This is a genomic window from Candidatus Paracaedibacteraceae bacterium, assembly GCA_019636055.1.
In the GTDB taxonomy this organism is placed as follows: domain Bacteria; phylum Pseudomonadota; class Alphaproteobacteria; order Paracaedibacterales; family Paracaedibacteraceae; genus Paracaedibacter.
Genome location: JAHBYH010000003.1, coordinates 168,971 through 194,869, shown reverse-complemented (window position 1 = coordinate 194,869; position 25,899 = coordinate 168,971). Strand labels below are relative to the sequence as shown.

23 protein-coding genes are annotated in these 25,899 nt (G+C 41.1%); 14 read left to right on the top strand and 9 right to left on the bottom strand.

All coding sequences use genetic code 11. The features are described from left to right. The first annotated feature begins 184 nt into the window (after nt 1-184). The 4 genes from rpsB to frr are packed head-to-tail and all read left to right on the top strand — an operon-like array spanning nt 185 to nt 3,257. Nucleotides 185-949: a 30S ribosomal protein S2 gene (gene rpsB, locus KF820_06570; protein MBX3457999.1), complete on the top strand. Its 765-nt coding sequence runs from the start codon at nt 185-187 to the stop codon at nt 947-949. Nucleotides 950-1,009: 60 nt separating this feature from the next. Next, nucleotides 1,010-1,939, top strand: coding sequence for an elongation factor Ts (locus tag KF820_06565; protein ID MBX3457998.1), 930 nt, complete (start codon nt 1,010-1,012; stop codon nt 1,937-1,939). Nucleotides 1,940-1,956: 17 nt separating this feature from the next. After that, complete coding sequence (pyrH, locus tag KF820_06560) at nt 1,957-2,685, top strand: UMP kinase (GenBank protein MBX3457997.1); 729 nt, start codon at nt 1,957-1,959, stop codon at nt 2,683-2,685. 14 nt (nt 2,686-2,699) lie between these two features. After that, nucleotides 2,700-3,257 carry a ribosome recycling factor gene (frr, locus tag KF820_06555; protein ID MBX3457996.1) on the top strand — a complete coding sequence of 186 codons (558 nt, stop codon included), beginning with the start codon at nt 2,700-2,702 and terminating at the stop codon, nt 3,255-3,257. 50 nt (nt 3,258-3,307) lie between these two features. Here the strand turns inward: frr and KF820_06550 are convergent, their stop codons facing one another. Further along, entirely contained in the window at nt 3,308-3,835 is a 528-nt protein-coding gene (locus KF820_06550; protein ID MBX3457995.1) for a hypothetical protein, read from the bottom strand. A 146-nt stretch (nt 3,836-3,981) separates the two neighbouring features. Beyond that, nucleotides 3,982-6,159 (bottom strand): S9 family peptidase, encoded by a 2,178-nt coding sequence (locus KF820_06545; GenBank protein ID MBX3457994.1) that lies wholly within the window; start codon nt 6,157-6,159, stop codon nt 3,982-3,984. Nucleotides 6,160-6,308: 149 nt separating this feature from the next. On the opposite strand from KF820_06545, the gene KF820_06540 reads away from it, so the two are divergent. After that, entirely contained in the window at nt 6,309-6,854 is a 546-nt protein-coding gene (locus KF820_06540) for a hypothetical protein (GenBank protein ID MBX3457993.1), read from the top strand. A gap of 4 nt (nt 6,855-6,858) precedes the next feature. Here KF820_06540 and gcvPB read toward each other — a convergent pair whose 3' ends face one another. Both gcvPB and KF820_06530 read right to left on the bottom strand, forming a co-directional pair. Further along, the gene (gcvPB, locus tag KF820_06535) at nt 6,859-8,361 is read right to left on the bottom strand and encodes an aminomethyl-transferring glycine dehydrogenase subunit GcvPB (GenBank protein MBX3457992.1); all 1,503 of its coding nucleotides are present in this window, start codon (nt 8,359-8,361) and stop codon (nt 6,859-6,861) included. Between the two features lie 91 nt (nt 8,362-8,452). After that, on the bottom strand, nt 8,453-9,316 hold the full coding sequence (locus tag KF820_06530) for a helix-turn-helix domain-containing protein (protein ID MBX3457991.1): 864 nt from the start codon (nt 9,314-9,316) through the stop codon (nt 8,453-8,455). A 157-nt stretch (nt 9,317-9,473) separates the two neighbouring features. Here KF820_06530 and KF820_06525 point away from each other — a divergent pair, with 157 nt between their 5' ends. The 4 genes from KF820_06525 (at nt 9,474) to KF820_06510 (ending at nt 15,414) form a co-directional block, all read left to right on the top strand. Then, entirely contained in the window at nt 9,474-9,932 is a 459-nt protein-coding gene (locus tag KF820_06525; protein MBX3457990.1) for an MgtC/SapB family protein, read from the top strand. A gap of 86 nt (nt 9,933-10,018) precedes the next feature. Further along, a complete protein-coding gene (locus KF820_06520) occupies nt 10,019-12,304 on the top strand; it encodes an NADP-dependent malic enzyme (GenBank protein ID MBX3457989.1) in 2,286 nt (761 codons plus the stop codon). A 2-nt stretch (nt 12,305-12,306) separates the two neighbouring features. Beyond that, on the top strand, nt 12,307-13,680 hold the full coding sequence (gene mgtE, locus KF820_06515; GenBank protein ID MBX3457988.1) for a magnesium transporter: 1,374 nt from the start codon (nt 12,307-12,309) through the stop codon (nt 13,678-13,680). 9 nt (nt 13,681-13,689) lie between these two features. Next, complete coding sequence (locus KF820_06510; protein MBX3457987.1) at nt 13,690-15,414, top strand: aminopeptidase P family protein; 1,725 nt, start codon at nt 13,690-13,692, stop codon at nt 15,412-15,414. Here the strand turns inward: KF820_06510 and KF820_06505 are convergent, their stop codons facing one another. The 5 genes from KF820_06505 to lpdA all read right to left on the bottom strand — a co-directional run bounded on the left by KF820_06505 (nt 15,415) and on the right by lpdA (nt 20,942). Next, nucleotides 15,415-16,491: a hypothetical protein gene (locus KF820_06505; GenBank protein ID MBX3457986.1), complete on the bottom strand. Its 1,077-nt coding sequence runs from the start codon at nt 16,489-16,491 to the stop codon at nt 15,415-15,417. 117 nt (nt 16,492-16,608) lie between these two features. Further along, the gene (locus tag KF820_06500; GenBank protein ID MBX3457985.1) at nt 16,609-17,754 is read right to left on the bottom strand and encodes a hypothetical protein; all 1,146 of its coding nucleotides are present in this window, start codon (nt 17,752-17,754) and stop codon (nt 16,609-16,611) included. A gap of 119 nt (nt 17,755-17,873) precedes the next feature. Beyond that, a complete protein-coding gene (locus KF820_06495; GenBank protein MBX3457984.1) occupies nt 17,874-18,578 on the bottom strand; it encodes a hypothetical protein in 705 nt (234 codons plus the stop codon). A gap of 62 nt (nt 18,579-18,640) precedes the next feature. After that, nucleotides 18,641-19,537: a lipoyl synthase gene (lipA, locus tag KF820_06490; protein MBX3457983.1), complete on the bottom strand. Its 897-nt coding sequence runs from the start codon at nt 19,535-19,537 to the stop codon at nt 18,641-18,643. A 10-nt stretch (nt 19,538-19,547) separates the two neighbouring features. Further along, the gene (lpdA, locus tag KF820_06485) at nt 19,548-20,942 is read right to left on the bottom strand and encodes a dihydrolipoyl dehydrogenase (protein MBX3457982.1); all 1,395 of its coding nucleotides are present in this window, start codon (nt 20,940-20,942) and stop codon (nt 19,548-19,550) included. A gap of 77 nt (nt 20,943-21,019) precedes the next feature. On the opposite strand from lpdA, the gene KF820_06480 reads away from it, so the two are divergent. The 5 genes from KF820_06480 to KF820_06460 all read left to right on the top strand — a co-directional run bounded on the left by KF820_06480 (nt 21,020) and on the right by KF820_06460 (nt 25,841). Further along, the gene (locus KF820_06480; GenBank protein MBX3457981.1) at nt 21,020-21,715 is read left to right on the top strand and encodes a response regulator; all 696 of its coding nucleotides are present in this window, start codon (nt 21,020-21,022) and stop codon (nt 21,713-21,715) included. Nucleotides 21,716-21,747: 32 nt separating this feature from the next. Beyond that, nucleotides 21,748-23,019: a HAMP domain-containing protein gene (locus KF820_06475; protein ID MBX3457980.1), complete on the top strand. Its 1,272-nt coding sequence runs from the start codon at nt 21,748-21,750 to the stop codon at nt 23,017-23,019. A 79-nt stretch (nt 23,020-23,098) separates the two neighbouring features. Further along, complete coding sequence (locus tag KF820_06470; protein MBX3457979.1) at nt 23,099-23,536, top strand: phasin family protein; 438 nt, start codon at nt 23,099-23,101, stop codon at nt 23,534-23,536. A gap of 251 nt (nt 23,537-23,787) precedes the next feature. After that, nucleotides 23,788-24,828 (top strand): hypothetical protein, encoded by a 1,041-nt coding sequence (locus KF820_06465; GenBank protein ID MBX3457978.1) that lies wholly within the window; start codon nt 23,788-23,790, stop codon nt 24,826-24,828. Between the two features lie 134 nt (nt 24,829-24,962). Next, on the top strand, nt 24,963-25,841 hold the full coding sequence (locus tag KF820_06460; protein ID MBX3457977.1) for a hypothetical protein: 879 nt from the start codon (nt 24,963-24,965) through the stop codon (nt 25,839-25,841). Nucleotides 25,842-25,899 lie beyond the last annotated feature (58 nt).

The window sequence follows — 25,899 nt, the reverse complement described above, 5'->3', positions numbered from 1 at the left end:
AAATCAACCCTCACACATAATCATTTGCAATCGCCATTAATGTTTGCTACTATCACAAGGAAATCCACACACAAAAGTGGTGTTGACGGGTGAGCCGTCAAAACCATCCGGTGCTAATTCAGACGAATTATGTGCGAACTTTTGTGGAGGTATAACCGGAAAACAGGAGTTTTTTACAATGGCATTGCCAACATTTACTATGCGCCAGCTTTTGGAAGCTGGTATTCACTACGGACACCATACACGTCGCTGGAACCCAAAGATGGCTCCATTTATTTTTGGTGTTCGCAACAACATTCATATTATGGACTTGGAACAAACAGTTAACTTGTTGCACCGTGCACTCGAAGCTGTTCGTAACACAGTTGCTGCTGGCGGCCGCGTTCTTTTCGTTGGAACAAAACCTCAGGCATCTCAAAAAGTTAAAGAAGCTGCATCCAAGTGTGGTCAGTACTACATCAATCACCGTTGGTTGGGTGGAACTTTGACAAACTGGAAAACAGTTAACCAATCCATTAAGCGCATGAAAGACCAAGAAGAACGCCTAAACACAGGCATGTCCGGTCTAACAAAGAAAGAACAGCTAGACCTACAACGTGAATACACCAAACTAGAATTGGCTTTGGGTGGTATCCGTGATATGGGTGGTCTTCCTGACCTATTGTTCGTGATCGATACAAACAAAGAAGCAATCGCAATTCAAGAAGCTAATCGCTTGGGCATTCCTGTTGTTGGTATCTTGGACAGCAACTCTGACCCAGCTGGTGTTACATTCCCAGTTCCAGGTAACGACGACGCACAACGCGCGATCCATCTGTACTGCGACCTAGTTGCCGGTGCGGTTTTGGATGGTCTACAAGCTGAAATGACAAACGCAGGTTTCGACATCGGTGCATCCACCGATCTTCCTGAAGAGTTGTTAGCTGAAGAAGCTGCTGCAGCTGAATAAAATCATAGCCTGACGCAAGTCAGGCATTCCTTTTTTTCATAATTTTTTCTGGAGATTAAAATGGCTGAAATTACCGCCGCTTTGGTTCGCGACCTTCGCGAAAAGTCTGGTGCAGGTATGATGGACTGCAAAAAAGCATTGACCGAAACCAATGGAAACCTTGAAGAAGCAGTTGACTGGCTTCGTAAAAAAGGTTTGGCTGCTGCTGCTAAGAAAGCCGGCCGCGTTGCTGCTGAAGGTCTTGTTGGTGTTGCAACATCCGGTTCAAAAGGTTCCGTTGTTGAAATTAACGCTGAAACAGACTTCGTTGCTCGTAACGACCAATTCCAAGCAATGGTTCGTAATGTAACAGAAATTGCTTTGGCTGGATCCCACGATGCAGATGCTCTTAAAACAGCAAAATACGATGATGCAAACACTGTTGATGGCGAAATCACACGCTTGATCGCAACAATCGGCGAAAACATGAGCCTGCGTCGCGTTCACACATTGTCTGTACCACAAGGTATCGTTAGTTCCTACATTCACAATGCCACAGCCCCAGGCTTGGGTAAAATTGGTGTGTTGGTTGCCCTAGAATCCGCAGCACCAGCTGACAAATTGAATGAATTGGGTAAAAAAATCGCGATGCACGTTGCGGCTGCTAACCCATCTGCTCTTTGCATTGATGAAGTTGACCCAACATCCCTTGACCGTGAACGTACAGTTTTGATTGAACAAGCTCGTGCAACAGGCCGTCCTGAAGAAATCATCCAGAAGATGGTTGAAGGTCGCGTTCGTAAGTACTACGAAGAAGTTGTTCTTCTCGAACAAACATACGTTCTTGATGGTCAAACAAAAGTGGCTGATGTTGTTGAACAAGCAGCAAAAGAATTTGGCGCACCAGTTAAACTTGCTGGCTATGTCAAGTTTACACTTGGTGAAGGCATCGAAAAAGAAGAATCAGACTTCGCTGCCGAAGTCGCTGCGCAAGCTGGTCTTGGCAAATAATTAAAAGGAGAGGACTCATGACCTATAAACGAGTCCTCCTCAAACTCTCTGGGGAGGCTTTGGCTGAAGTTGATGAAGCGGGGCAACCCCAATCTCTCAGCAATCGTATGTTGCATAAAATTGCAGCAGATATTCACACAGCAACATTATCCGGCATTCAAGTCTGCGTCGTTATCGGTGGTGGCAACATTTTCCGTGGTGATAAAGGTTCGCAAGTCCTTGGCATCGATCGCTCAACCTGTGATTACATGGGGATGCTTGCAACCGTTATCAACGCATTAGCACTACAAAATGCCCTAGAACAAAACGATATGGTTTGCCGTGTGATGACAGCCATTCCAATGAAGGCAATCGGCGAAGATTACGTTCGTCGCCGTGCACTGTCTCATATGGAAAAAGGTCGCGTTGTTATATTTGCAGCCGGTTCAGGCAACCCGTTCTTTACAACAGATACAGCAGCCGCTTTGCGTGCGCTTGAAATGGACTGTGAACTCCTTCTTAAGGCGACAAAAGTTGATGGCGTCTATGATAAAGATCCTGTTAAACACACAGATGCAAAACATTACGATCGCTTATCCTATAACGACATCTTAAGTGATCGCCTTGGGGTTATGGATGCAACAGCTGTGGCCCTACTCCGCGAACATAAGCTTCCTCTTGCTGTCTTTTCCATTTTCGAAGAAAACGGCTTTGCCAATGTATTGGCTGGTAAAGGCAAGCATACATTAATTACTCAGCCCGAATAGAATTGAGGTAAACAATGACAAATCAATTAATCACCGAATCTGGTCGTCGCATGGATGGCGCCGTTGACGTTCTAAACCGCGAATTGTCCGGTCTTCGCACAGGTCGCGCATCCGTTAATTTACTGGATGCCGTAAAAGTAGACGCTTATGGCTCTCCTACCCCGATCAATCAAGTTGGTAACGTGAACGTCCCAGAACCCCGCATGTTGACCGTGCAAGTTTGGGATAACGGTATGATTAAGGCTGTTGAAAAGGCAATCCGTGAAGCTGGTCTTGGCCTAAACCCATCTGTTGACGGACAATTGGTTCGTGTCCCACTGCCACCGTTGACTGAAGAACGCCGTCAAGAGCTGACCAAAATTGCAGCAAAGTATGCCGAAGAAGCCCGTATCAGCGTTCGTAACGTTCGTCGCGATGCCATGGAAGCTTTGAAAAAATCAGAAAAAGACGGAGACATCTCAGAAGATGAGCATCGCCGTCTATCAGATGAAGTTCAAAAAGTTACAGATACGCACATCAAAAAAATTGATGAGAACTTAGCCTCTAAGCAAAAAGATATTATGCAGGTGTAAATTCCCTGTGTTCTCAAGCAAACAAAAACCTCCCAAAATAGGAGGTTTTTTTATGGTTGATCTGAGAGTTGGCGATCAAATAAAAACCAATAACTAGTCGCCACAACCGCACCAACAACAGCGCCTAAGCATCCACTTATTAAGTAAGCCGGAATAACATCCCGCCCACTCATTTGTGCAGCTCTTTTGTATAATCCAAGTTCAGATTGAGATATATTCCTGGTTAAGAGAGCATTGCGATATTGTTCTGCGCTCTTAGTAGCATCACTAGCAAACAATCCTCCTCCAACTAAAGATAAAACAATTCCAGAGATTAATGAGTACCGCGCAATTTTATCAGCTAGCTCAACAGGCAACTTATTCCACAAACTACAACCAGTATATGCTACAACAGTTACGCCTGCCAAAACACCCATAACCTCTGCTGTTTTATAGACATACGGAGCCGCTCTTACACTTAATGGAATATCTCTTTTAGATGGCGGATTATCAGAGGAAGGGATTTCGCTTGCTGTTAATATAGAGGCAACTAAAACAGTAGATAAAATTGTTAAAACTATTTTGCGTATATATTTCATTCATCATTTCCTATATTGATAATTTATTCAACCTACCAAGATTCTAGTTAATTGGTTATAATTTGATCTAATGCTTCCCTCTCCCCCACTCTTCGAGCAATTAATCGCACCTAAGCCTTGGCGCATGGGGAGAGGCGCCTTGCCCTTTATTCCCCTAAATTAAACACATGCATTGTAAACGCAAGGAAATCTGCTCTTTCACGCAATGCGTCATCCCGACGTGATGCGCCTGCATGTCCAGCATTAATATTCATATGCATAACAGACGGCAAATTCCCAGTATTTAGCTCGCGCAACTTTGCCATCCACTTAGTTGGCTCCCAATAGGTAACACGCGGATCAGTTAACCCGCCTGTTACATACATGGCAGGATAGTTTTGCGCAGGCATGTTATCATACGGCGAATACCCCAGCATATATCGGAAATACTCTTCACTTTCGATTGGATTGCCCCATTCCTTGAACTCACCCGGCGTTAACGGCAAGGTGTCGTCTAGCATTGTATTCATAACATCAACAAAAGGAACAGCTGCAATAACAACCTTAAACAAATCCGAATAACGATTCGCCATTGCGCCCATTAACATACCACCAGCGCTTCCACCCATGGTTGCGATATTTCCATGCTGAACATATCCTAGACTCACAAGAGCCTTAGCACAATCTGCAAAATCGTTGAATGTATTTTCTTTTTTCAGGTATTTACCATCCAAATACCATTGATACCCTAAATCATCACCCCCTCGAGGATGAGCAATCGCATAGGCAAAACCATTATCCATCCACAACAAAGCTTGACTACTAAAGTACGCAGGAATCGCATACCCATAAGATCCATAACCATACAGCATCAATGGCGAATCAGTCCCTTTTTGATACTTATCTTTACGATACGCCAACGAAATAGGAACTTTGACTCCATCCCGGGCATCAATCCACAAGCGTTCCACAGTATAAAGATCAGGATCAAAACCACTGCCTATTTCTTGGGTTTTCAGTATCGTTGATTTTAGATCTGCAAATTTAACTTCAACAGTTGAGTTTGGGCGTGCCATAGATGAATAACTGTATCTAAGCCCATCATCCTCAAAATAAGTAGGAATCAACCCTGCCTCATAAGCAGGATCCATGAACTCAATCGCACGCATCTTAAAGGTCACCGGATCCATAACAGAAAATGTTTCAAGTCCCAAACGTTTAAAAGACAGAACAAATTGTTCTTTATACGGTAAGAATCCGGTAATATAAGTCTGCGGATCATGAGCAAGGAGTTCTTCCAATGCATCAGGATTACCACCGACCGGCAATCGGCCAAGGCGCATATTATCGCCTTGATCATTGGTTAGAACATAGAAATAGCCGTTATGATGTTCAACCTCATAGCGACGATTTTCCTTGAGGTCAAATAAAGAATGAACTGTCCGTGTCGGATCTTGTAGATCAATGTATGAAATTGAATTTTCGTCCTTTGATCCGGACTCTATAAAGATATAACGCTCATCAAAGGATTGACCAAGACCAATACTACGAACATCATCGGTTTCTTCTGCAATTAGAATATCCTCTGATTTTTCTGTTCCCAGCTTATGCAAGAATATTTTCTTAGTCCGCCATTCAGGGGTAAATTCGGAATAGTAAAAACCAGTGCCGTCCGGCAACCAAACTGTACCAGCAATTGAGTCAATAGTGTCTGTCAGCTCTTCACCGGTTAAGAGATTTCGAATTCTAAGGGTAAAAAACTCATTGCCACTGGTATCAACTTTATAGATGAGAAGCTCTCCATTTGGACTAACATTGAGGCCACCTGCCTGATAAAAACTATGGCCTTTGGATTCCTTATTCGCATCAAAATAGATTTCTGCTTGTCCATCAATTCCTTTTTTGCGGTAACGCACAGGATAATTCTGATTTTTTGTTTGACGTGACCAGTAATAATAAGCCCCGTCTTTGACTGGGACTGATTCATCAACTTCAGCCACATACCCTTTTATTTGATTGAAAAGGCGATCTCTTTCAGACTGCAAAGGAGTCATAATAGCATCATGATATCCGTTTTCCGCTAAAATATAGCTCATAATAGCAGGGTCTTTCACACCGTCCTCCGGCCCCTTCCATGCTGAATCCCTCAACCAAGCATAATCATCTTTTAACTCAACACCGTGATGAGTTGAAATATAAGGTCGTTTTTCAGCAACTGGTGGGACAGGCAATGAATCCGTAGAGTTATTAAGTGAATTATAAGGTGGATTCGGCATATCTTGAGCAACTCCGACATGAAATGAAGACATTAACAATATTGTACAGAAATAAGGTAAAGAGCGCATCTGAAAACATCCATAAATTTTATCTATAATTTTATATTATAAAGCTATTATACTTGATGCAAGTTCATTATCTATACTCGTGCGACGGAATACCTCATTCCTAATAATTATATTTGAAAGTATATTTTTTATAACTTAAGGAGGATAAAGTGTATAAGTTAATTAGCATCTTACTAATCGCAACCACGTGCTATTCAGAAGAACTCCCTTTTGATAAAACACGCGATACACCCTATACTTACGAAGAAGTACAACAAACTTTCATCCCGATTCTGTCAGCGGATGTTAGGGATATTTTTCTCCAGTTAACACCAGTATTTTTTCACGAAGCCTTTGGAAAATCCCCACACGGGGCCAAAGGATTAATCGATTGCTGGAATTGTTATTATAATACCTTAAGAAACTTTTCTAACCAAGAAAATGTAGCAAATCTTCAACTCCGTGAGATTTTCCACAGAATGGGAGATCATGCAAAACGAATTTATGCCGTTGCTCCGGAACTATATCCAGTTCTAAAAGAATTAGAAAGCAAGATGCAACGTCTTTTTCCCGAAGACAAAGATATTTTATGGCACGAATTACCTGAGTTCACAACTGAAGCCCACCCCGTTACAGAAACCGCACCTCCCCAACCAACATACCTAGAAACTGCAGCTGGAATGCTCAAAGGAGCCATGCTCTGGTTTTTTAAGTAAAATGTTAAGCCACTTGACTTGCAGAAGTGATGTCTCCTGATTTTTTCCAGCGCAACTTAGGAGATCGGGCTGCTAATGTTTCATCTAAACGACGTCTTGGCGTTAATTTCGGAGACTCTTTGAAAGATTGAGCATCACCAGACTTTGCTCGCTTTACAAGATCCAACATCATATCACAAAAATCATCTAGGGATTGTTTAGTTTCAGATTCAGTCGGCTCAATCAACATAGCTCCGTGAACAACCAACGGAAAATACATGGTCATCGGATGATACCCTTCGTCGATCATTGCTTTTGAAAAATCAAGGGTTGTCACCTCTGTGCCTTTTAAGAAGCTATCACTAAACAAAGCTTCATGCATACAGAAACCAGAAAATGCAGGAGAAAACGCTTCCTTAAGACGCGACAAAATATAATTCGCATTCATCACAGCATCTTCAGAAATCTGTCGCAGTCCGTCCTTACCATGACTAATGATAAAAGCTAACGCACGCGTAAACATTCCCATTTGCCCATGAAACCCCTTAATACGCCCCAAAGATAATCCTGAATCATCATCCTCAATAAGACAATACTCATCACCTTTTTTCATAACATACGGAAGTGGAGCATAAGGTGCCAACCGGTCAGAGAGAACAACAGGACCACTACCGGGACCGCCTCCACCATGTGGGGTGGAAAATGTCTTATGCAGATTAATGTGCATACAGTCCACCCCCAAATCAGCGGGTTTAACCTTACCGACAATTGCATTAAAGTTTGCGCCATCACAATAGAAATACCCGTCAACAGCATGGATTGCATCAGCAATTTGTATAATATCAACTTCAAACAAGCCACATGTATTCGGATTGGTTAGCATAATACCGGCAACACTAGAATCCATAGCCTCAAGCAATGCCTTTATATCCACACGCCCCCCTTCATTTGCAGGGATCGTTTTAACCTCGAAACCACAAGCAGCCGCAGTTGCCGGATTGGTGCCATGTGCAGATTCAGGGACTAGAATGGTCTTACGATTATCATTACGAACTTCAAGAGCTTTTTTGATTGCCATGATCCCACATAATTCACCATGCGCCCCAGCAGCAGGCGACATAGCAACAGCAGACATTCCGGTTAGTTCCATCAACCAAAAGGCAAGCTCATAAATAATCGCATACGCACCCTGTAGAGTAGAGTGTGGCTGTAATGGATGAAGATCAGAAAAATATCGTGCTACTTTCTCATTGATTCGAGGATTATGCTTCATTGTACAAGATCCCAACGGATACATCCCAGCATCAATGCTATAGTTTTTCTGACTTAACCGCGTATAATGACGAATAGCCCGTGGTTCTGATAGACCAGGCAAACCAATAGAAGAGCGCGTTTTCCCAGCAAGATAAGATTGCGTACACACCTCAACAGGATCAATATCGACACCGGATATATTGGGAAGATTAAGTTCAAAAATCAGCGGTTCCTCTAATTGCAAACCTCGGTTACCACTGAATGTTTGAGTCATGCTTCCCCTCCGTTACTCTTAAGCTTATAAAAATATGCACAAATAACCCATTAATGATTTATGAATATAGCCAAATAGAATGTAAAACGGATTAGGATCCAAGAATTTTGGTAACCGATTCTTTCGACAAATCAATACCACGAATAACTTTACCTTCATCACCAATAGGATTTGACCGCTTGTCTCCAATGGATAGTATGACACCACCGCCATTACCGGTATTGAGCTTAAACTTACCATCTGTTGGCACAGTGTATGTCTCACCCTCTCGCATCAAACGAACAAAAACAGCCTTCCCCGTTTCATCACTAACCTGAACCCACGCACTTTTTGTCGCTACAATACGAACAGGAAAGTCTACATCCAAGGGGGGTTGTAAATTAATAGGAGTATTATTTTCAACCGGGCTTGCTTCTTGAATAGGTGCAACTTCAAGATCTGGCACGGATACTTGAGATATATCCTGAGATGGCAAACTCAGCTCTGTTCCTGGAAGCAAAGTTTGTTCCCCTGTCATGGTTTCTGATTCATGCACAGCAAATTCATCAGATACATATAAAACAACGCCTCCTATAAATAAAAGCGTTGTTGCTGCAAGCGTCAATTTAATACCAGGTCGACGCTGTCTATCGACTGGGACAGAATATGTGAAACTAGAATAATCAGGGACGACTTCCTCAACAAGATTCATATCCGCTAAGATTTGCCTTGCATCAAGCTTTAAATAGTTAGCATAAGTCCGAACAAACCCAACCTTATAAATATGTCCGGGCAAAGCATCAAGATCACCGCTTTCAATCGACTTGAGATATAATTGTCGAATATGAATTTCCGCCGATGCGTCTGCAATCGAGACGTTCTTTGCCTCACGTGCATCTTTAAACTGAGCACCAATCGTTTTCAAATCCACGACTTTTTGCTCTGCAGTGGCCAATACTTCTGCATTTTGCGACATGCGATAACCCCTGAATAATGGTTCTTATCTAATTAAATACATGATTTTTATACGACGCAAGATTTTTTTTCAATTATTTATCTTACACTTGCTCTCTATTTTATAGGATGACATAATAACAAGATAAGTCACATAAAAAAATGATTGAAACAAACATATGTCAATTGATTGGATTCATGAGTTATTAGTTTCAGGCCGCCTAATGGTTGCATTCTTACTGGGCGCACTCATTGGTTGGGAACGTGAACATCACGGCCAAGAAGCTGGGATTCGGACATTCGGTCTGATTTCTTTGGGGGCTTGCGCATTCAGCCTTGTTTCAATCTTTGTTGAGTACGGCGACCAAGGGCGAATTGCAGCCCAAATCGTATCAGGGATTGGTTTCTTAGGTGCCGGCGTTATCATGCGTGACGCAGGACATCTTAAAGGCATCACCACAGCAGCCACAATTTGGTGCTCAGCATCCGTTGGAACAGCAATTGCCTTTGACATGTACGTTGTTGGGATATTAACAACGATGATTATTCTTTTATTTCATGCTTTACGCAACACAAAATATTGGTCTCTTATTTCAAACAAAAAACTCCCGACACAAAAAAAACAAGGTGATTATTAAGATAAATTAAAAAGCCCCTGTATATCCTTACCTATTTTAGGTATACTAGGAGCATCGTTGTTTAACTAAAAATCGAAAAAATTAATATGTCGAACGAAATTTACGAACGCTCCCTTGTTTATCACCAAAACCCACGTCCGGGAAAAATTGACATCATTCCAATTAAACCCATGGCCTCGCAACAAGACTTAGCACTAGCTTACTCACCTGGTGTGGCCGGTCCTTGCCTTGCTATTGCTGAAAACCCGGCTTGTGCCGCTGACTATACATCTCGAGGAAACTTAATTGCTGTTATCTCAAACGGAACAGCCGTTCTTGGTCTAGGTAATATTGGTGCATTAGCCTCAAAACCTGTTATGGAAGGTAAAGCTGTTCTGTTTAAAAAATTTGCAGGCATTAATGCCATGGATATTGAAGTTAATGAAACAGATCCGGATAAACTTATCGATATTATTGCGGCATTAGAACCAACATTCGGCGGTATTAACCTCGAAGATATCAAAGCACCTGAATGTTTCTATATCGAAAAGAAACTAACAGAACGCATGAATATCCCGGTGTTCCATGACGACCAGCACGGAACGGCAATTATTGTTAGTTCTGCCATTTTAAATGGCTTAAAACTTATTGACAAAAAAATTGAAGACGTTCGCCTTGTAACATCCGGTGCTGGTGCTGCTGCTATTGCATGTCTTGACCTATTGGTTAGCCTTGGTCTTCGCAAAGAAAACATCATTGCAACAGACAGTAAAGGCGTCGTTTTTAACGGTCGCACTGAGTCTATGGACGAAAGTAAAATACGTTATGCAACACAAAAACCTGCGCGCACATTAGCCGAAGCAATCGTTGATGCAGATATTTTCCTTGGCCTGTCAGCTGCGGGTGTTATGACCAAAGAAATGGTAGCAACCATGGCTTCTAACCCTATTATTCTGGCACTATCCAATCCGGAGCCAGAGATTAGACCAGAACTTGTCAAAGAAGTTCGCGATGATGCAATCATTGCAACAGGTCGTTCAGATTACCCGAACCAAGTTAATAACGTTTTATGTTTTCCCTATATCTTCCGTGGCGCCTTAGATGTTGGGGCAACACGAATTAATGAAGCTATGAAAATTGCTTGTGTAAAAGCACTCGCTGACTTAACACATGCCGAAAGCTCTGATATTGTGTCCAACGCTTATGGCGGAGAAATCCACCGTTTTGGTGCAGATTATATTATTCCAAAACCATTTGACCCACGCTTATCCGTTGTTCTGCCCCATGCTGTCGCTCAAGCTGCGATGGAAACCGGCGTTGCCACAAGACCAATCGAGGATCTTGAAGCATACAAGCATAAATTACAATCCTTCATTTACAGATCATCCATGGTTATGCGCCCTGTTATTTCTCAGGCAAAAGCAAACCTCATGCGCGTCACTTTTGGTGAAGGTGAGGATGAGCGTGTTCTACGTGCTGTCCAGACAATCCTTGATGATCAAATCTGTATTCCAATTCTTGTTGGTCGCCCATCCGTCATTGAAAGCAGAATTGAACGTTTAGGCCTGCGAATGAAAGCAGGGATTGATTTTGAAATCATTGACCCCAATAACGACAGTCGTTATCAAACCTATTGGCGCGCATATCACCAACTTATGGAACGCAAAGGGGTATCCCCTGAAGCGGCAAAATTCCACGTTAGAACAAACACAACATTAATTGCGGCATTGACTGTTCATCTTGGTGATGCAGATACAATGATCGTTGGTACATCTCGTTTGTACCATGAACATCTAAAGGATGTTCTCGACGTACTACAATTAAGCCCAGAGCATAATGTGGCGGCAGCTCTTAATGTTATTCTCATGGATAAAGGCGTCTATTTCATCTCGGATGCCTATGTCAACAAGAAGACAACGCCTGAAGAAATGGCTGAGATCACCATTATGGCGGCTGAACAGGTTAAATTATTTGGTATCCAGCCAAAAATTGCTCTCTTATCTCATTCAAATTTTGGGTCTAGCGACAAGTTTAGTGCAATTAAAATGCGCGATACGCTTGAGATTATTCGGAATATTGCCCCTGATCTCGAGATTGACGGCGAAATGCACGCTGACCTCGCGTTATCTCAGGAATTACGGGATCAGATCTTACCAAACTCAACCCTAAAGGGAGAAGCAAACCTCTTGATTATGCCTTCATTGGATGCAGCAAACATCAGCTTCAATATGCTAAAAGTACTGGGGCACGGCTTGCCAATCGGACCTATTTTGATGGGAACGAATAAATCAGGCCACATCGTCAATCAAACAGCCACATCTCGTGGACTTATTAATATGGCAGCAATTGCAGCTGTTGAAGCACAACGTCGCAAAGCACGAATGGAGGGCTAGCAGTGGAAGAAAACCTCGACATCCAACCAGAAGTCATTGAAAAAGAACCTGATCTTGCATCAGTTGTTGAACAAGCTTTTGATGATGAGGACTATGTCGAGGTTTTATCTCTTACTCAAGAACTTCACCCGGCCGACATGGCAGATATTATTCAACAGTTTCCAGCACACAAACGTCTAAAACTTGTTGAATTTCTCCATGATAAAATCTCGGGTGAAACTCTAACCTTCCTTGAAGATTCTATTCGTGAATCAATTCTCCCGCTCTTTACAACAGAAGAAGTCGCAGCAGCGATTACCGAAGTCGAAAGCGACGATGCAGCCCTCATTCTTGAAGATCTCGAAGAAGATAGAAAACGTGAAGTTCTTGAAGCGATACCGATCGAAGAAAGAATTACACTTGAAAAAACCCTAAGCTATCCGGAATATTCCGCAGGTCGCTTGATGCAACGCGAAGTTGTCTTATGCGGACCAACATGGACTTTGGGACAAATTATTGATTCTCTTGAAGATATTGAGAATATCCCAGAACATTTTTATGATATTTATGTCGTTGACGACGATAATAAACTCGTTGGTGAAATTCCTTTAAGCTGGATCTTACGCCACCCTCGCCGAACATCTGTCTCAAAAGTCATGAACGAGGATGTCAAATCTGTCCCTGTTGATTTGGACCAAGAAGAAGTTGCCTATATCTTTAAACGATATGGCTTGAGCTCTATGCCCGTCCTAGAGGTTAACGGCAGCATTGTCGGAATGATCACAGTTGACGATATTATCGACGTTATCCAAGAAGAAGCTAGCGATGACATTTTGAAACTCGGTGGTGTTACCGAAGAAGCTTCTCTTTACAGCAACATAATTCAGGCGAGTCTCAGCCGATTTCGGTGGCTATTCATCAGTTTGATTAATTGTTTGATCGCCTCAAGCGTTATTGCACACTTTGAAAAGGCTCTCGATCAGTTTGTTGTCCTTGCTTTCTTGATGCCGATTGTCGCCTCGATGGGAGGTAATGCGGGAATGCAGACATTAACCGTCACCGTTCGAATGCTATCCATGTATAACTTGCGCGTTGGACATATCGTGGGGTCAATCAAACGTGAAATCGGCATCGCAGCCTTAAACGGAGCAGCTTTGGCTATTATTTTAGCAAGTATTACCGTTGCTTGGACAGGGAATATAAAGATCGGGCTAATCATTGGGATTGCCTTGATTTTTAACTTTATTTGGTCAGGATTCGCAGGTGCTTTTATCCCCTATATCTTAAACCGGGTTAATCTGGATCCCGCTATTAGCGCAGGACCAATTATGTCAACAACAACGGATGTTGTTGGGTTTTCAGTATTCTTAGGACTCGCAACCGCCATATTATTCTAACAGGATCCCATGACAAAGATCGAAAGTTTACAGAAATTACTCAAAGACCTCAATCTAGATTGTTTTATTGTCCCTCGATCTGACCGCTATCAAGGTGAATATGTAGTTGAAGCTGATGAGCGCCTTGCTTGGCTTACCGGATTCACAGGATCTGCTGGCATAGCCCTTGTTTTGCAAGATCATGTGGCTCTTTTCGTAGATGGACGTTATACCTTACAAGCTGAACAACAAGTAACTGATCCAGCCATCAAGATTATTCCTCTGATGGAACAATCTCCCTATTCTTATGTCTCTAAATACGGCGATATCACAATCGGATATGACCCGTGGCTCATGTCAGTAAAAGATTATGCACGCTGGCAAACGAACACTCAATTAACCCTGACACCGATAAATAACCCTATAGATCTTTTATGGACAGACCGCCCTCTTCGCCCAACAACCCCCGTCGTTTTACATGATGAGAGGTACTCAGGACAAACTCTAGCTGAAAAACTAGGCTTGATTTACGAAGAACTTGAGAAACTCAAGACTGATGCACTATTGGTTATGGCACCAGATAATCTGTGTTGGGCTCTTAATTGTCGCGGATCCGATTTTCCATTCACCCCATTAGTTGACTGGTTTGGCCTTATCGAAAAAGGTAAAGGTATTCATGTTTTCTGCGATCCAACTAAGATCTCCCCGTCCATACTTCTTTACTTTGGTAATCGGGTTCAAATTCACCCCATAGAGCAACTCTCTGATGTAATGTTAAAATTTGAATCGATTATTTTAGATCCTGAAATTACGCCTGTATATATCCATCAGTTGATTAAGGATAAGGGCATTTTAAAACCCGATCCCATCATATTACTTAAAGCATGTAAATCATCAACTGAGCTTGATGGCATCCGTGCTGCTCATTTACGGGACGGTGTGGCATTAACAAAATTCTTATGTTGGCTGGATGCAGAAAACCTAGAAGATCATAATGAAATTACAGTCGCCACTAAACTTGAAGAATTTCGACAAGAAAACGATCTCTACCAAGGCCCCAGTTTTCCGACAATTTCCGGGTATGCCGATCATGGAGCCATTGTCCATTACAGAGCAACTGACGAATCAGCAAAACAATTAGGCCAGAACTTATTGTTAATTGATTCTGGTGGACAGTATCTTGATGGGACAACAGATGTTACAAGAACAATCACTTTAGGCGAGCCGACCATCGAACAAAAGACAAATTACACTCTCGTTCTTAAAGGACACATTACCCTTGCTATGTCACAGTTTCCAGCTGGCACAACAGGATCACAGCTAGATGTTCTAGCGCGTTTTCACTTATGGCAACACGGACTTGACTATGATCATGGAACCGGCCATGGCGTCGGACACTATTTAAATGTCCACGAAGGCCCTCAACGCATTTCAAAAGCAGGGAATGCCACGGCTCTAAAACCGGGAATGATTCTATCTAATGAACCTGGTTATTATAAAAATGGGCACTACGGGATCCGCATTGAAAATCTGGTTGCAGTTCAAAAAACACAAACACATTATGAACGAGATATGTTGTGTTTTGAAACCTTAACCCTAGCTCCCATGGATCGGCGCCTTATTGACGAAACAATCTTGACCTCTGCTGAGTGGCAGTGGCTGAATGCCTATCATATCAAGGTAAGAGAGACATTACTCCCCCACCTTGATCCCGATACCGCAGCTTGGCTTATTGATGCAACAGCTGAACTTTGATTATTCAGACTTTTGTGTCGTTTTATCTTTTGCCTTGCTTCGCCCTCGAGGCGTCTTCGGAGAAGCCGATCCCGAAGATTCTGACGAGGCAACAACACTATCACTAGATGGCTCTCTTGTTATATGATCTTTACCACTTTCTTTGCCATCCAAAAGCTCCCGCTTAGATTTAACGCGCCCCAAAAGAGATAATCCACGACGCCTTGGTGTTGAGGATAAATCTGCCGAGGTTGTCGTCGCTGATGATGATTCAGCGACAGGAGAACTTTCTTTTGCTCGAGACCGACTAAGCAACTTCTCCAATATCTGTTCTCCTTCAATTTTTGCCTGAGGAATCAATACTTTCAAACCATATGCTTCTGCAAGTTGTTCCTTAAATTTACGCTGAATTCGGTCTATTGCAAAATCACACTGAGAAACTCTATAAAAAATACTATCTGTATTCTCTATTTCTGTTTCAGATAATTTTTCTTGACTCGCCAAGAGCAAAAATAACTCTTTTTGTGATCGCATTAAATCACGAATAAACGAACCGTAAATATCTAAATAAGAAATGAAATTCTTTAAGTTTTCTATTGTTCCATTAAGATATCCGCTCGCAGTCATATAACGATCTCTATCATCATCATCACGAGCTTCTTTAATAAACTTTGCACAAGCCTCCAGAGCCTTTGGTATAAAAACTTCTGCCGTAGAATCTATCACACCAAATACCTCGAGTAAATTTTGCATGATATCGCTTTTCTCAGATAATTTTTGGTCAGATTTTAAGCCTTGGGTTCTAATTATCTCAACTATTTTTAAAAATCGATTAACACTCTCACCATTAGGATCCGGGCGGAAAAGAGTACTTGGCAATGAACCATGATTCGTCGCCTCCCTTAATTTGGTTATGAATTCGGAAACGTTGAGTAGCCTATAAAATAATGAGTATTGTTTTTTATGCTCATCTAACGAACGACTTGTCATTGGGGACGAAACATGAGTTGACGGCGCAACGGAAATAGCCAGATTTAGTCTCGGAACAAAGTTTGGTTTTGCATCGCCCACATCATCACTTGCAAAACAAAAACTCATACTTAACGCAAGTATTGTTTTAGTTATTATCATTTTGTTTTACCATATATTACTTTACATAGTAAAAATTACACGATAACTAATGTATTATCAAATAGTTAATTTGATACTAATCGCTTATTGTTCTGCAACAGAAGGATTAAACATAATTATATCTCTTGTCTTACTGCGCTCTCTAGTTGGTCTAGGTGATGATGTACCACCACGAGGAGATGTCGGCGAAGATGATATTTTTATACCGGTACGCGGTGATGTTGAATCATTAGTACGCGGTGATGTTGGAGCACTTGTACGGGGGTAGACCATCAGATTTTGTGGTGCAGAGGATGTTGACCGAGGGCTATCGCTAAAGAAATCATACACAGATCGACTATCAACAACTGAAGCAGAGCGACCTCTTGACCTAGACATTTCATGCCCATCTGAACTCATAGGAGAACCGCCTCTTAACTCAAGAAACAGTTTTTCAGCCTCAACTTGAACCTGCGGAAGTAAATTTCTTAATAAATAGACTTGATTAACTTGATCTTTAAATTCACGAAGGAGACGCTCGACAGAAAAATCACATTGAGAAACCCGATTTGAAATACTCGTTGGTCTATTTATTTCAGAAGGTGTTAGCGTCTTTTTACTCGCAAGTAATAAATATATCTCTTTTTGTGATCGCATTAGGCCGCTAATAAAACCTTTATATCTCTCTAAAAACTCGATAAATGTCAGTAGGTTTTTAATTGCCCCATCAATATAACTACTCGCATGAATATATCTCTCTGTGTTACCAGAACGTGCCTCAGCTATGATTTCAGCGATACTTTTTATTGTTTTTGCTATGAAAACCGTTGATGTGCACTCCATCGTCTCCCAAATATTATGGAGTCTATCAACAATATTTTTCTGCACACTGAACCGGACTTTCGCATTAGATTTTCCTTTGCTAACATCGTCAATAACAGCAAAAAATAAATCTACCCCATTCCCATTTTCATTAGGTCTAAATAAAGTACTCGCCAATGAACCTTGCTTAACAACATCACTCAGTTCCTCAATAAATTGCTCTGAACCTAATAATTGGTAAAATTCAGAATAGACTTTTTCATGCTCTGCTCTTGTACGAGCCGTTACAGGGGGAGTTGGGATTAGCGATGAGTTAACAGCAAGGAGATCAAGATGGGGGACACCCCGCTCTTGATCTTCAGCCGCCAATGAAACTGTATATAATAAAGTAAAAATAAAGGTGGTTACATTAATTTTTTTGAATAACATTAGTCTTAGCCGCTATTAAAGTGATTTCATATTAAGATAATCACATTATAACAAATATTATAGAAAATATTTACTAAATATTACGAATTATCCGTGAGAACTAAAATCCTTCACGCACGTTATAAATAGTAAGACAAAATATTCATCAAAGCAATAAAACCACGGTTGACAAATCCTTGGATACACCCGCCTTGCGTGATCATCCCCTCAATCGATTGATCAACTAAATGGTGAATAAGTGTATACTTTACTTCATCTTTTACAGACGGATCATTAAGTAAGTTTAAGGCTAAAGCGATGGTTACAGCCCAAACCTGAGTTCCCTGCCCTGAAGCATAACTCCCAACCTCACGAGATGATCGTAAAAATTGAGCTGTTATTATTCCCTGTATATCACTCAGGGTTTTTGGTGTTTTTTCATAACAATAACCGTCCAAGACATAATCGTAAAGATTAGTCATGAGGATAAGGCTTTCCGATACTTGAACAAGGTTTTTACCGGACAGGTTATTGATGTCAGAATCACACTTACTAACCAATTTTTTTGCTATCGTTAAAATAGCCGGTATATGCTGGGGAACAAATTGATCACCGGCATGAACATTCCCATGCGAGACAAATACTTTTCGTAATCCTTCAGCAACTAAACTAATTTTTTCAATATCTTGGGGTTCACTAATAAACGGTAATGCTTTTGAAGAAGGCTCTAGATCTCCTCCCTCCTCAAAAGCAAGAGCCAAAGCTAAAGCTTCGTCGTTAGATTCCAAAGGAATTTCAGCAGCATTCAACAAAGAAGCTGACATAATACAAGCAAAAATCCTCATTATAAAACTCAAATAAAATAAAATGATAATTCTATAATGAAGGTATATTCGTTACTTAATGATTAACCCCTTAATTTTTCTTCTCGTGCTGCTTTTAACCGCGCAAAATCATCACCTGCATGGTAGGATGATCGAGTCAATGGTGATGATGATACCATCAAAAACCCCTTCCCTCGCGCCATCGTTGCATAAGTATCGAATTCATCAGGCGTAATATACCCTAATACAGGATGATGCTTGGGGGTAGGCTGAAGATATTGACCAATTGTCATAAAATCAACATTGGCAGCTCTCAGGTCGTCCATAACCTGATAAATTTCAGGTTTTGTCTCACCCAACCCAACCATAATACCAGATTTGGTAAAAATAGACGGATCAATCTCTTTGACTTTTTCAAGCAATCTTAAAGAATGGAAATAACGTGCGCCCGGGCGAACTTCTGAATATAACCTTGGAACAGTCTCAAGGTTATGGTTATAAACGTCAGGCCTGGCTTCGACAATTTTCTCAACAGCACCGTCCTTACGTTGGAAGTCCGGGGTTAAAATCTCAATGGTTGTCCCCGGTGAAAACAGACGAATTTGGCGAATGACTCGGGCAAAATGATCTGCTCCGCCGTCATCCAGATCATCACGATCGACAGAGGTAATAACAACATGGGATAGCCCCATTTTAGCAACAGCTTCTGCGACTCGTTCCGGTTCATGGGGATCCAGTAAATCCGGACGCCCTGTCTTCACATTACAAAACGTGCATGCGCGCGTACAGGTATCCCCTAAAATCATAACCGTGGCGTGCTTTTTTTCCCAGCATTCGCCAATATTAGGACAAGCTGCTTCTTGACACACAGTATTAAGTTTTAAGCCTTTCATTAACTCAGCAGTCTCACGGTATCCCTGAGACACCGGTGCCTTGACCCGAATCCAATCAGGCTTGCGTTGAATGGAAGAAGCAGTCATTTAAACCTCCCTAAAAATGGATTGCACGGCCATAAGCAGACAAGACAGACTCGTGCATCATTTCAGATAATGTTGGATGCGGAAACACTGTGTGCATTAGTTCAGCCTCGGTTGTCTCTAATGTCTTAGCAATACCAAAACCTTGGATTAATTCAGTAACTTCAGCACCAATCATATGTGCCCCTAACAATTCCCCCGTCTTAGCATTAAAGATGGTCTTAACCAACCCTTCAGCATCGCCCAAAGCAATGGCTTTTCCGTTTCCAACATAGGGAAAGCGACCGATTTTGATGTCAAATCCAGCAGCTTTGGCTTTTTCCTCAGTCATGCCAATGCTGGCAACCTGTGGCAAACTATAAGTACATCCCGGAATCTTAGACTTATCAAGAGGATGCACATCTTTCACACCCGCAATTTTTTCAACGCAGATGATAGCTTCATGACTTGCCTTATGGGCTAACCATGGCGCACCGGCCACATCACCAATGGCATAAAGTCCCGACTCAGCCGTTTCACACCATTCATTTGTCCGAATTTGATTTTTTTCAACTTTGGCTTTAGTGTTTTCAAGGCCAAGATTTTCCGTATTACCGATAATACCAATGGCAAGAATCACATTCGACGCTTCTAGAACTTCAGTTCCCTTAGGCGTTTTAACGGTAACCTTAGCACCGTTTTTTGTCTTTTCAAGTTTTTCAACAGTGGATGATAGTTTAAACTTCATTCCTTGCTTTTCAAATGCCTTGAGTGCCAAACCTGAAATTTCGGGATCTTCTTGCGGAAGAATGCGATCAATCATTTCAACCACTGTTACATCAACACCCATTGTTTTATAAAAACTTGCAAACTCAATACCAATGGCGCCAGACCCAACAATTACGAGTGATTTTGGCATTGCTTTTGGAACCATCGCATGACGCGCCGTCCAAACGATCTCCCCATCCGCGTCAAGGTGTGGCAATGTGCGTGCCCTCGCCCCAGTTGCAATAATAGTATGCTTTGCTTTTAGGTCTTCGGTTTTTCCGTCATTTAACTTAACAGATAGAATTCCCTTACCTTTTAATGTCCCATGCCCTTCGAAAACAGTAACTTTATTCTTTTTCATAAGGTGTTTGATTCCACCAGCCAACTGTGACGATACCTTACGTGACCGTTCCACCACTTTATCGAGCATAACTTCCGGTTTAGCTACCTTAATCCCAAATTCTTCGGCATGGTCAATTAAATGCTTTACCTCAGCTGAACGCAGCAAAGCTTTTGTCGGAATACACCCCCAGTTCAAACAAACACCCCCTAGATGTTCACGCTCAACTATTGCTGTTTTCAATCCTAATTGAGCCGCTCGAATAGCAGCAACATATCCACCGGGACCAGCCCCAACAACAATCAAATCAAATTCTTGCATTTTCACAACGCCTATTATCGGTTAAACTTGAAATAAGTATAGCATATATATATAGCTTAAATCGAGGGCTGTTAAGAATGAGTGAATCAAATTCACGGATTTTAGTTGTTGATGATGATCGCCGATTGCGCGAATTAATATCAAAATTTATCACGGAGTCGGGTTATCGTGTTGAAAGTGCTGCATCCGCCCCCGAAGCTCGGTCTCATCTCGCAGCTCAGTCTTTTGACATGATCGTCTTGGATATCATGATGCCGGGAGAAACAGGAATAGAATTAACGCAATCCTTAAGAGAATCAGGAAATCTTATTCCCATCTTATTCCTCACGGCCAAAGATACAGTTGAAGATCGTATCCATGGCCTTGATAGCGGTGGCGATGATTATCTACAGAAACCATTTGACCCTGCCGAACTTTTAGCACGCATGCGTGCCATCCTAAGACGTCAGGCAAAAGTTCCATCACCCTCCCTTACTTCTACACTCCCGTTCGGAACCTTGGAATTCAATCTCGAAACAGGTGTGCTCAAGAGCGGGGAAGACCCAATTTTCCTATCATCAACAGAAATTATTTTACTGCGCACAATGGCACAAGCGCCCAGACAGCCATTTTCAAGAGAAGACCTCGCTCAAAGAATCGGTCATCGCGTGACCGATCGGGCAGTTGATGTTCAGATTACGCGCCTTAGAAAAAAACTTTTGGATGATTCAAAGCATCCTCGATACATTCAAACAATTCGTCATATAGGATATGCCCTATGTCCCGATCAGTAATACGCCATCCCTTTCGGTATCTGAAAAATTTTATGCCAAAGAGCCTTTTTGCACGATCAATCATCATTTTGATGACGCCCCTTATTGTCGTTCAAGTTATCTTAAGCTACATATTTTTTGAACGACACACTGATGCTATTCTTGACTCCCTAGCCAGAGGAATCGCCGGCGACATGCAAATGGTTTGTGATTTAGTTGACAATAATATCCCCATAGAAAAAATCTCAGCCTTGGCTAAAAAAAACTTTGATTTTACGGTGACCCTCAATCCGCAAGGAAAGGTCATGAGGTATGGCGCCTTTAAAGATAAGTGGCTTTATCAATATATGCTGACTCAACTTGATGTTCGCTTGAATCACCTCTATTTCCTCAGAATTTTTGAAGACCACATTCACGTCGAAATCCCTCATTCCAGAGGGGTGATTATGATTGATACACCGCGGAAACGACTATACAGCAGAACAACACATCTTGTTATTATCTGGACAGCCCTGTCTGCCCTCCTCCTTTTTATTGTAGCATCTCTCTTTATGCGCAACCAGATTCGCCCTATTCGACGCTTAGCAAATGCTGCGGAGAATTTTGGTCGCGGCATGGAAGTAAATTTTCGTCCCGAAGGCGCCACCGAAGTTCGCAAAGCCGGCCTTGCTTTTATGATAATGCGTGATCGCCTAAAACGTCACATTCAAGAACGAACAGATATGCTAGCAGGTGTATCTCATGATTTAAGAACCCCCCTTGCTCGGATGAAGCTTCAACTCGCTATGATGCCAAAAACTGACGATACAAAAGACCTTCAACATGATGTCGATGAAATGCAAAACATGGTTCAAGGATTTCTTGATTTTGCCAAAGGTGTCGGTCAAGAAGAGTTATCTGCAATCCATATGAACGAGCTTTTACAATCAGTCCTTAGTAATATTCGTCATCTCCCCTTAAATGTAACTTTGGAAGGAGACTTAGACGTTGACATTCATATTAAACAAGAACTTTTTAAAAGATGCCTGACAAATCTTTTGTTAAACGCCAACCGTTATGCCTCAGCAGTAAACATTAATGTTAATGCTGATTCTAACTATGTTAAGATTATTATTGATGATAATGGGCCAGGTATTCCGGAAAATGAACGAGAAAATGTTTTCAGACCATTTTATCGAATTGATAGTTCTCGCAACTTAGATTCCGGCGGTGTTGGCCTAGGCCTTAGCATCGCAAAGGACATTATAAATGGCCATGGGGGCGATATGATTTTAGATGATTCCCCAAGCCAAGGCTTGAGAATTATAATAAAAATTCCATATTAATTAACGAATCCTTAGTATATTGACGACTATAGTGTGATCATGGGATTATTAGTTAGAGGATTTAAGGGGAGAAGACGACATGTCACAAAATCCATTTCAATCTATGCAAGACATGATGAAAGACATGTCTCAGAAAATGACAGGTAACATGGATAAGGAGAGTATGATGATGAGTCATCGTAAAAATATGGAAGCATTAACAGAGGCAAACCGTATGGCTGTGGAAGTTATGAAATCAATCGCACAACTTCAATCACAGTATGTAAAGCAAACATTCGAAGATTTTTCATCCATTATGAAAGATACTATGGCTCACCCGCCTGCATCTAAAGAAGCAATGACAAACCATGCAGGTCATGTCAAATCTCAAATGGAAAAAGCAATGTCCCACGGCTCAAATGTTGCCCAAACTCTTGCTAATTCACAAAAAGAGATCTTTGACCTAATGCACAAGCGCTATTCCGAAGGCATGGGTGAGATGATTGATCTTCGTGATAAAATCAAAACAAAACACTAAGCTTTTCAATTCAAATAAAATCCCCCGAATATGGGGGATTTTTTAATATATAGTTTTTCAAATTGAGTTTAAAAGCAGCAACAAGAAGCGATGTGTATCATGAGTACACAGGCAACGATGTGACAAACCTCCAAGTTCAAATGGAATAGCTATAACACCAATTTTGCCTAGAGTACACTCCTAAATAAGCATTGAAAAAAAAGCAGTAAAACATATATAAATTTTATTATTAACAAATAGAATACAGAACTATGCATTTAATCAAAACTATATTTGCAATATCTTTCATATTGTCATCTCTACATGCCACCGATAATGCGACATCCACAAGTACATCGAGATTAGATAGCTTACCACAAGATATTTTTAATCAAGTTTATTCCTATGTAAGCCTTAATGATTTACATCAATTACGTCAAACAACACCTAGGGTAAATGTACAAGTCACAACTCATGAAACCTCTAGCTATTTTCACACTCAACCTCTTGTTATTCACTTAGAAAAAGAGGTTAGTCCAGAGGGTGGTTATGAGAATAGTTATGGATTAGGCAGAGAACCACGTCTAGCAGAAATGAATATAGTTGTTTCAAATGATACAAGAGGATTCAAGAAGACCTTTTACAATAAAATAAATGGCCAAAGCTATGACGTTAGTTTCTTAGAGCTACAACCTGTAGCACTTAAATGGTTTCCATTGCCCATAAAAATACAAGTAAACCGAGTTTATAGAAATGACGCGTATTTATATCCAAACGGCCAAATAGTTGGATATACAGCAACATCAAAAAACCATCTCAATGAAGATATTTTATCGAATGTTGGGGCTATTCGCTTATGGGGTTCTGGGAAAATTGAATACCTATTCACCCCAACAGAGTTTACACACCCAATTCGACTCAGTTTTTGTGATGAAGACAAGTATGTGTCAACTGAATTAAATACACGGATAGGGTCCCAAACCCTCCCCCAAAACGTTGTTGTCAGACTTACTATGCCTAATATATTTTGGAGCGCAACATTGCGTTTTGAGTATACTCCAAAAAACAGAATCGTCCCAATAACTCTCAATAATCAGCCTGTCACCCTTGATGAAAATGGTGATTTTCATATGACATTCCCGGTTTCTGACATAATAAACATGCTTATTATAGATGAAAAGAAAGGATATAAGGGAACATATCTTGAACTACAGCAATCCGTCTATAGGGTGGACTTAGACCTTAAGAACATTGAAGCAATTCGTTTTAGCCACGATAAAGGAATCCAAAGTAAACGTATCCAAACAGCATAAAAACAAGCTGACAAAACATTTTTAAGGCGATTCCATTCTTCATGGGGTTGCCTTTTTCATTTCATATTTGTTTTGATTTAATTAAGAACATTATTTTACAATAAGATGTTAATATTAAAAAATGGAGGATTTTAATGTTATTATTAAAACTCATTATTTGCTCTTTACTTAAAATAAACTTATCTTTTGCTCTAGAAATACTACAAACATCACCAGAAAAACTTCCGGATAACCTGCATCTTAGAATGTCAACATCCCCATCTCCTGATCAAACCGAACAATTAATAGAATCCTATAAGAAACAACTCTATCGTTCCGATGAATCGTCTCATCTTGTTCCGGCACAAGCTTTATTTGCCTTATTCGAAAAAACAAAGAGTCCTACAGCCATTGATATCCTTGCTGATTTTTACTACGAACAGATTGGTGACACAGATCTGGGGCTGGCTTTATACAAACATGGCGCCGACTTCAAATCAACACACTGCCTATTCAAACTTGCACGACTTAAACTAGCATCTGGCAATAACGACGATGCTCTACGTCATCTTCAAAAGGGTGTAGAATTATTCGATAACTATTGCCTATGCATGCTTGCCCAAAAAATATTGGATGGCACGTTTAAAGATCGCCACCATTCAGAAGCCAAAAAATACCTTATGATCAGTGCCCAACAGGGATTTACCGTTGCAATCACTGAGCTTGCGAAATACCTGACAGACAAAAAATATGGACAACCCCACTATCTGTTAGCATACAGTTTATTATCTGCAATTCCAGATGACAACCGAGCCAGACAGCAACTTGATAAACTAAAAGATAACGACATCATTATCACCTATTTAAATAAAGACTTTATCACTCTTGCCGAAGTATTCTATATAGGGAAAAATGCCCCCCAGAACAGCGATCTAGCCATAGCTTTTATTAAGGCATCATCATTAACCCCTCAAGCTAAAATACGACTGATCAAACTGATTAAACAAAATAAACCTTGGAAGGCAATCAAGTAATTCCATTAATGATATCAAAAGTTAAGAAAACCACATTTAACTATAATTTAACAAAAAT

What these genes read in the sequence shown, in the direction of transcription:
- KF820_06550 (MBX3457995.1), bottom strand. Translation starts at nt 3,835, where the DNA reads ATGAAATATATACGCAAAATAGTTTTAACAATTTTATCTACTGTTTTA.
- KF820_06545 (MBX3457994.1), bottom strand. Translation starts at nt 6,159, where the DNA reads ATGCGCTCTTTACCTTATTTCTGTACAATATTGTTAATGTCTTCATTT.
- lpdA (MBX3457982.1), bottom strand. Translation starts at nt 20,942, where the DNA reads ATGCAAGAATTTGATTTGATTGTTGTTGGGGCTGGTCCCGGTGGATAT.
- KF820_06475 (MBX3457980.1), top strand. Translation starts at nt 21,748, where the DNA reads ATGCCAAAGAGCCTTTTTGCACGATCAATCATCATTTTGATGACGCCC.
- KF820_06500 (MBX3457985.1), bottom strand. Translation starts at nt 17,754, where the DNA reads ATGTTATTCAAAAAAATTAATGTAACCACCTTTATTTTTACTTTATTA.
- KF820_06525 (MBX3457990.1), top strand. Translation starts at nt 9,474, where the DNA reads ATGTCAATTGATTGGATTCATGAGTTATTAGTTTCAGGCCGCCTAATG.
- KF820_06480 (MBX3457981.1), top strand. Translation starts at nt 21,020, where the DNA reads ATGAGTGAATCAAATTCACGGATTTTAGTTGTTGATGATGATCGCCGA.
- frr (MBX3457996.1), top strand. Translation starts at nt 2,700, where the DNA reads ATGACAAATCAATTAATCACCGAATCTGGTCGTCGCATGGATGGCGCC.
- KF820_06520 (MBX3457989.1), top strand. Translation starts at nt 10,019, where the DNA reads ATGTCGAACGAAATTTACGAACGCTCCCTTGTTTATCACCAAAACCCA.
- KF820_06565 (MBX3457998.1), top strand. Translation starts at nt 1,010, where the DNA reads ATGGCTGAAATTACCGCCGCTTTGGTTCGCGACCTTCGCGAAAAGTCT.
- pyrH (MBX3457997.1), top strand. Translation starts at nt 1,957, where the DNA reads ATGACCTATAAACGAGTCCTCCTCAAACTCTCTGGGGAGGCTTTGGCT.
- lipA (MBX3457983.1), bottom strand. Translation starts at nt 19,537, where the DNA reads ATGACTGCTTCTTCCATTCAACGCAAGCCTGATTGGATTCGGGTCAAG.
- KF820_06505 (MBX3457986.1), bottom strand. Translation starts at nt 16,491, where the DNA reads ATGAGTTTTTGTTTTGCAAGTGATGATGTGGGCGATGCAAAACCAAAC.
- KF820_06495 (MBX3457984.1), bottom strand. Translation starts at nt 18,578, where the DNA reads ATGAGGATTTTTGCTTGTATTATGTCAGCTTCTTTGTTGAATGCTGCT.
- KF820_06510 (MBX3457987.1), top strand. Translation starts at nt 13,690, where the DNA reads ATGACAAAGATCGAAAGTTTACAGAAATTACTCAAAGACCTCAATCTA.
- KF820_06465 (MBX3457978.1), top strand. Translation starts at nt 23,788, where the DNA reads ATGCATTTAATCAAAACTATATTTGCAATATCTTTCATATTGTCATCT.
- KF820_06530 (MBX3457991.1), bottom strand. Translation starts at nt 9,316, where the DNA reads ATGTCGCAAAATGCAGAAGTATTGGCCACTGCAGAGCAAAAAGTCGTG.
- gcvPB (MBX3457992.1), bottom strand. Translation starts at nt 8,361, where the DNA reads ATGACTCAAACATTCAGTGGTAACCGAGGTTTGCAATTAGAGGAACCG.
- KF820_06460 (MBX3457977.1), top strand. Translation starts at nt 24,963, where the DNA reads ATGTTATTATTAAAACTCATTATTTGCTCTTTACTTAAAATAAACTTA.
- KF820_06470 (MBX3457979.1), top strand. Translation starts at nt 23,099, where the DNA reads ATGTCACAAAATCCATTTCAATCTATGCAAGACATGATGAAAGACATG.